The organism is Actinomycetota bacterium, assembly GCA_014360655.1.
Lineage (GTDB): Bacteria > Actinomycetota > Geothermincolia > Geothermincolales > RBG-13-55-18 > JACIXC01.
In genome coordinates this window covers 1-6,454 of record JACIXC010000031.1, presented here as the reverse complement: position 1 = coordinate 6,454, position 6,454 = coordinate 1, and the positions used below count along the sequence as shown (strand labels likewise).

At 63.6% G+C, this 6,454-nt stretch carries 8 protein-coding genes and 1 tRNA gene; 3 read left to right on the top strand and 6 right to left on the bottom strand.

Annotated elements, in window-relative coordinates; genetic code table 11:
• The 4 genes from H5T73_12770 to H5T73_12755 all read right to left on the bottom strand — a co-directional run.
• Positions 1-995: AMP-binding protein (locus H5T73_12770; GenBank protein ID MBC7248631.1), on the bottom strand; the 995-nt coding region annotated here is incomplete at its 3' end.
• 219 nt (positions 996-1,214) lie between these two features.
• Positions 1,215-1,574 (bottom strand): hypothetical protein, encoded by a 360-nt coding sequence (locus H5T73_12765; protein MBC7248630.1) that lies wholly within the window; start codon positions 1,572-1,574, stop codon positions 1,215-1,217.
• A 186-nt stretch (positions 1,575-1,760) separates the two neighbouring features.
• The gene (locus H5T73_12760; protein ID MBC7248629.1) at positions 1,761-2,483 is read right to left on the bottom strand and encodes an SGNH/GDSL hydrolase family protein; all 723 of its coding nucleotides are present in this window, start codon (positions 2,481-2,483) and stop codon (positions 1,761-1,763) included.
• Between the two features lie 2 nt (positions 2,484-2,485).
• Complete coding sequence (locus tag H5T73_12755; protein ID MBC7248628.1) at positions 2,486-2,734, bottom strand: YkgJ family cysteine cluster protein; 249 nt, start codon at positions 2,732-2,734, stop codon at positions 2,486-2,488.
• A gap of 382 nt (positions 2,735-3,116) precedes the next feature.
• On the opposite strand from H5T73_12755, the gene H5T73_12750 reads away from it, so the two are divergent.
• The 3 genes from H5T73_12750 to H5T73_12740 all read left to right on the top strand — a co-directional run bounded on the left by H5T73_12750 (position 3,117) and on the right by H5T73_12740 (position 6,071).
• Positions 3,117-3,500, top strand: coding sequence for a hypothetical protein (locus H5T73_12750; protein ID MBC7248627.1), 384 nt, complete (start codon positions 3,117-3,119; stop codon positions 3,498-3,500).
• Positions 3,501-3,716: 216 nt separating this feature from the next.
• Positions 3,717-5,081, top strand: coding sequence for a PD40 domain-containing protein (locus tag H5T73_12745; protein MBC7248626.1), 1,365 nt, complete (start codon positions 3,717-3,719; stop codon positions 5,079-5,081).
• 48 nt (positions 5,082-5,129) lie between these two features.
• Positions 5,130-6,071: a 3-hydroxyacyl-CoA dehydrogenase family protein gene (locus H5T73_12740; protein MBC7248625.1), complete on the top strand. Its 942-nt coding sequence runs from the start codon at positions 5,130-5,132 to the stop codon at positions 6,069-6,071.
• A 113-nt stretch (positions 6,072-6,184) separates the two neighbouring features.
• Here the strand turns inward: H5T73_12740 and H5T73_12735 are convergent.
• Positions 6,185-6,260: transfer RNA gene (locus H5T73_12735), tRNA-Lys, on the bottom strand.
• A gap of 52 nt (positions 6,261-6,312) precedes the next feature.
• Positions 6,313-6,454: transposase (locus H5T73_12730; protein MBC7248624.1), on the bottom strand; the 142-nt coding region annotated here is incomplete at its 5' end.

The window sequence follows — 6,454 nt, the reverse complement described above, 5'->3', positions numbered from 1 at the left end:
CGCAGGAACTCCTCCGCCTCGAAGCGGCGCATGATCACCGCGGTGGCGCCAAGGAGCATCCAGGGGGCCCAGGCGACGATGGTGCCGGCGTGGTACATGGGGGTGACGATGAGGCTGCGGATGTTACCGGTCTTCTCGTCCCGGAGGTGTTCTCCCCCGTACCAGTACAGGAAGCTGAACTGCAGGCTGATGTAGCGCATGAATTCCCGCAGGCTGGTGCGCGGGGGTTCGGCTATGTCCGAAAGGAGGAAACCGAGGCTGTCGTAGAGGTTGGAACTCTTGGGGGTGCCCGTGGTCCCACCGGTGTAAGGGTTGAAGGCGACGATGAAGTCCATCTCAGGCCTGGTGGCCGCCTGACCTTTCAGGAGTTCCTCGTAGTCCAGGATGCCCTCGGGAGGCGCTTCCCCGCCCACCACGACGTAGTGCTCCACGCTGGGCAGGCCCTCCCTGATGGCGAGGACCTCGTCGAGGAACTCCGCGTCGAAGACCAGCGCCTTCGGCTTCCTCAGGTCTATCATCTTGCGCAGCTCCTCGCCGCGCAGGTGCCAGTTGACGAAGGGGGTGGTGGCGCCGATGAGGCTGCAGGCGCAGAGGTTCTCGAGGAATTCCATGCTGTTGGGAAGCATCACGGCGACCCTGTCCCTGGGAGCCATCCCAAGGGATTGCAGGGCGTTGGCCAGCCTGAGGACCCTGTCTTTCAGCTCACCGAAGGAGATCCTTCTCGCGCCGTCCACCACCGCCTCGCGTTCCGACAGGGTCTCCCACATGCCCAGGATCCAGTTGGGCACGATCTTCCCCATCTTCTGCCTTCCCAGGTCCCTGAGGTTGGCCAGCGGTCCCCTCCCCCCGGCGATGATGTGACGGACAATCCTTCTCGTGTTGCGAGGACCTCCCCACTGTTGTTTCAGGGTTCTCCCCAGGCCCCTGGTCTCTTCCATTTTCAGGTAAGGAGGCAGGGCGCGCACCACTTCCTTGAGAGTCTTTTCCGCTAGCATCGTCCCCCCTTCACGAATGAGATCGGCGGGGAACGGAGGCTCCTTCGCGCGTCGCCGCGTTCACGGCGAGGTACCGCCTGCCGGCGTACCGCCAGCGCCGTGCGTTGTTGCGGAGCACGTCCCTCCCCTCCATCGACCTTTGCCCATAACCGCTGCGGCGGTGCCTTTTCCCGCGCGGCGATGCTCCACGGCGGTTATGCGCGTATCGGCATGCTCAGCTTACGGGCGGTTGGCCCAGCGCCTGCAGTAGTCGGTTGACTTGCTCGCGTGCCTTGTTGCGGGGGATCGCCCCCAAGAACCCCCCGAGTCTATGACCAGTTCCTCGGGCATCAGCATCAGGGTGAAGATGCGGTTGAAGAGGTTCACGTAGACCCAGGCCTCGAGGCGGTACGCGTTGCCGAGGAAAGTGAGCTTCAGGCGTTGCTGCGCCACCAGAAGGCCGGTCCCCCTCTCGTAGAGGCGAGAGCTCTGGTCCTGCTCGATGAGGCGGTAACCCGTGTCCTGTGCCCACCGGTCCAGGATGTCCCATACCTCGGGTCCGGCGGTGAATTCCCGCACCGTTCTTCCCTTGACGCCCATGATGGCCCCTTCCGCGTGTTTCTTCGGAACGATACGCCTGCTCTCTACCATATTGCCTTCGCGGCCAGCCTTTAAACATGCTGGCGGTCGAAGGCATGCGGTAAGCAAGGCGGTCTCTTCGTGTCGACAGGGAGAGTATGGCTGAGGGAGCAGCGAAACGGGACACGGGGCGTGGACGCCCCACCCTCAAGAGAGGGAGCGCAGAGCGGAGTCCGCCGTTCCCGCCAGCGTGGTCGCGCCCCTCGGGTTGGGGTGCAGGCCGTCGATGGTGAGGAAGAGCCCCCTCCTCTCGCTGAGGGCGAGGGCCTTGTGGGGAGTGAGGGCGTGGAAGGTGTCCAGGAAGACGTCCCGGAAGTGCTCCAGCAGGTAAAGGCCGGGGGTTCCCGCCGCGGGAAGGATCTCCTCGTATGCGGCGCCGAAGTCGGCCAGCACGGCGCCGTAGCTTCCCGCCACTTCGCGTATTGCCTGGTTGTACAGCACTCTTGTCGCGTTGAGCTGGCTCCCCAGGTCTTCGCCGAGGCAGGGGATGGTGGTGACGATCACCCCCGCCGTCCTCGCGAGAGCGCCCTCGAGTATGCGCGCGAGCAGGTCCCTGAAGGCCGCGATGTCCCCGCTCGTCTGCCTGCCTCTCGCCATCATGGCCCGGGCGAAACGCCTCCATATCCCGCCGCGCCCCTCGAGATAGGGCAGGAAGATGTCGTTTCCGCCCCCCTCGATCATCACCGCGTCGTATTTCCCGGCATCCCAAAAGCCCTTGAGGCGGTTGCCTATCCCCGCCAGCGTGTCGCCGCCCCTGGCGCTTACCAGGTATTCCCATGCGGGATTCACCCTGCGCAGCTGCCAGGGGAAACTGAGATGCGGCAGGCCTCCCGAAAGGCTGTCGCCCACGATGAGGACTTTCCCCGCCAACCTTACCTCCCGTGGTCAGCGCTCTCCGTGCCCGTCTCCAGCGCCGCCATGATGGCGAGAGCTTCCTCGAAGCTGCCTCCGCAGAAGAGGGGGTCCGGCTCGAATACGGCACAGACGCGCGGCCGTTCCGGCCTGCCCCAGAGTGCGCAGAGGTTCTCCTCCGTCAGGTATGAACACCTCACGCCCGCCGGCTTGTTCAAGGAAGATATGGAAAGCGCGATGCAGCACGCGCCGCACCGCCGGCACTCCATCGCCTCTTCCTTTCCCTTCCCGGCAACCACGGTCCGCCTTTCTCCGGATGGGCCGATCATGACAATTATATTATGCACGGGAAGGAAACCGGGACGCGGAACCCGCATGTCTTGTGCGCGCAGCGGAAGGGCTCATTTTACGCGGGACATTCGGGAAATGCGGGTCACCGAGAGGAGGCAGGGTTTTAAAACGGGAAAAGGCGCTTGCCCGAGGCGCGCACTTGGGGCAGTCAATGCCGGTGATGTTTGCTGATAAGGGAGGGTGTCCGGGACGGTTCAGCCGGCAATGGCCGGTGAAGTTGCCGCGATCGGACACCAGGAGGGTATAATTGGATGAAGGTAAAAGTAGCTCAGCAAGTCCCAAAGGAGGAGATGAGGGTAGATGGGGGTGGTAATAGATTTCGGGGATGCCCTGGAATCGATGCTCGACGAGATGCAGGAGACGTACGACGGAAGGATCCGGTCACCACAGGGCAAGATAATACGGGTACAGCCGTTCGCCAGGAAATGGTTGAACGGCAGGGGAAAATGGACATATCGGGCCGGCGTATGCATATCCGCCCTCGATGATGGCAAGATCTACCAGTGCAAGCTGGAGGCGGAGCGCAGGGAGGACGAGGACGGCGGCGATTCCTCCTGGATGCGATGCCTGGGGGAGATGGAGGAAATGGCCGGGAGAGCGGAGGGCATCATCAGGGAGCGAGGCTTTATCATCAAGCACGGCCGCTACGTCTTCAGGGGAGAACGGGCATCGGGAATCGGTTGAGCGCCTCGGGGATACCGCTTCGGGTCCTGCGGTGAGTGGAGGGCGAGAGAGGGTCCAGGGCGCCGGATACCGGCGGGACCGGGGAAGGAAGCATCACGCCCGGCAGGTTGGTCGACTGTTCGGGATACGTGGGTAAGGCCGGGGTTATCGTTGAACCGGGAGTGAAAGCGCAAGGAACCTCCGGATGAGGTTTCCGGGGGAAGGGGGGTGTCTGTTTTGGGAAGGAACCGGTTCTGCCCGCACGCCGCTTTCCTGTTCGTCATCCTTATCTCCGCGCTCCTCGCGGCGGTTGCACTCGGTGGATGCGGTAAGGGGAAGCAGAAGTGGTGGAATGACCAGTCACGGGAGGACGAAGGCGGAGAGACGCACGCGGAGGGCTTTGCGGGGATCGCCTACGTGCGCGGAAGCCACATCTACCTCGCGGATGCGGAGAAGAAGGAGGAGCGCAGGCTGACCACCGAGGAGGGGGGCTATTCGTGCCTTGCCTTCTCTCCCGATGCCGGAAAGCTTGCCGCCACCATGGTGGTGGGAGATGCCGATCCCCAGCTGGTGGTGGTCGATGTGGAAAGCGGCGAGATGACCGACGTCTCCTGGACCAACGAGGACTACTCGGGTGCCTGGAGCAAGGCCGGGGTGCGGCCCTGGTTCGGCACCATCGCCTGGGAGGACGGGGACACCCTTTATGCCACCGCGGTGGCGGAGAAGCTCAGCCGGCTGTACCCCCGCGTGGTGAAGGTGGACCTCTCCGCCCCCGGCGTGGAGGTCTTGGCGGAGGATGCCGCGAACCCGGCCTTGAGCCCTGATGGGGGGAAGCTCGCCTACGTGCGCCGGCCCGAGGACTGGGACGAGGTCGCGGGGGACTCCATGTGGCTGAGCGATGACCCGGGAGACCTGGTGGTCCGGGACCTGAAAAGCGGAGACGAGAAGGAAGTGAGGGTGACGGTGGACGGCATCTATAGGGGCCATGTGTTCACGGCGTCCTTCTCCCCTGACGGCGATCACCTGGCGGTCGTCTGCTACGATGAGCCGGATACGGCCGTCTATTATACGGACCTCAAAGGCGAAACGGCCTATGCTCTGGATTTCGTGGGGCCGGCAGGAAGAATATGGCAAACAACCTTCTCCCCGGACGGGCAATGGCTGGCATACCACTCGACGTGGATCGAGGATGTCTTGGGAAACCGCACATACAGCCTCCACGTTGTTCCCACGGGGGAAGCCAACCCCGAGGCCCTGACCTTCGAGGGCCTGAGGGATCCCGCCTGGAGCCCCGTACCCCATGGCAAACTGAAGCTGAAGGACCTCGAGAAGCTGTTGGGAGGCCAGGGTGAAGGAGGGGATGCGGACGAGAAGGCCGAGATCGAGGCGGCCATGATCGCCTTCGTGAAGGCCAACGCCGCGCCCGGGCTGGAATTCAGGATCGAGAACCTGGTCGTCAGGGGAAACGAGGCGGCGGGGATAGCCGTGTGTACCAACGAAAGGCTGGACGCCCCACTGGTGGTCATGAGAAAGGGTCCTCACGGCTGGGAAGGCGTGGACTTCGGCACCGGCATAGAGCCCCCCTCCTGGTACCAGTATTGAAGGGGACGCAGCAGGGTATGGCAGGGAATCATGCGGGAGGTATGAATCGTGAACCCTGAAGACGTGGGAAAAGCGGCGGTCATCGGGGCGGGCACCATGGGCCATTCCATCGCCCTGGTCTTCGCCATGGCGGGCGTCGAGGTGAAGCTGGTGGACGTGGACGAGAGGGTTCTCTCCGGGGCATGGGAAAAGATGGGAAGAGCCCTGGAAACCCTGGAGGCTGCGGGGCGCGCCGCGGGGGAGGGGGCGGAAGGCGTGCTGGGCCGGGTGACCGTCTCCACCGACGCCGAGGCCGCGGCCGCTGAAGCCGATCTCGTGATCGAGGCCGTCCCCGAGGTCCCGGAGATCAAGAAGGAGGTCTTCGCGCGCCTTGACGGGGCGTGCCGGCCGGAGACCGTCATCGCCAGCAACACCTCGGGCCTGGACATCTTCGGGTTCGTGGAGATATCGAGGCCGGAACGCCTGCTCATAGCCCACTGGTTCAACCCTCCCCACGTCATCCCCCTGGTGGAGGTGGTCCCCGGCCCCGCCACATCGCCCGAGGTCCTGGCCTTCACCGCCTCCCTCATGGAAAGGCTGGGCAAGAAGCCGGTGGTGATGAAGGGGTTCACCCGCGCCTTCATCGTCAACAAGATACAGAACATGATAAGCCTGGCCGTCTTCGAGCTCCTGGGGAGCGGCCTTGCGTCTCCCGAGGAGATAGACAGGGCGGTGAAGTACAGCCTGGGCATACGCCTTCCCGTGATCGGCGTGGTCCAGAGCCTTGATTTCACCGGCCTGGACCTGGTGGCGGACCTCCTTAAAAGCTACGGCCTCAGCAATCCCCTCGTGGAGGAGAAGGTGGCGGAGGGCTGCCTGGGGGTGAAGACCTCCAGGGGACTGTACGACTACGGCGGCCGCTCGGAGGCGGAGGTCTGCCGCAAGAGGGACGAGCTCTTCCTGAGAGTGCTCGCCTGCCTGGAGGACATGGGCGCCTTCGAGCCCGTCTGAGCAGCACTGTTTCGGTCACGCCTGTGCCACGCATCTATGGCGCCTGATGCTTGCGGCATGGCCCGAACAGCGAAACCAGGCCGGGAAACATGGCCCCTGACCTGGTCTTTTCCTGGTGAGCCGCCTGGGAATCGAACCCAGGACACCCGGATTAAAAGTCCGGTGCTCTGCCAACTGAGCTAGCGGCCCACAGTCATTATATATCGAGGCGGGAGGCACAAAAAGGGTATGTGCTGGTTCACTACATGGTGAACACATCATCCCTATCCTTGCTCTCCTCCATCCACGCCTTCAGGAACTCCATGGGGGTGAGATAACCCAGGCTCTGGTGTGGTCTCACGTAATTGTACACGTAATTCCATCTGCAAAGGATCTCGTTGAGC

Bases quoted from the DNA above. Each gene is read 5' to 3' on its own strand.
- H5T73_12765 (MBC7248630.1), bottom strand. From the start codon at position 1,574: ATGGGCGTCAAGGGAAGAACGGTGCGGGAATTCACCGCCGGACCCGAG.
- H5T73_12755 (MBC7248628.1), bottom strand. From the start codon at position 2,734: ATGGAGTGCCGGCGGTGCGGCGCGTGCTGCATCGCGCTTTCCATATCT.
- H5T73_12750 (MBC7248627.1), top strand. From the start codon at position 3,117: ATGGGGGTGGTAATAGATTTCGGGGATGCCCTGGAATCGATGCTCGAC.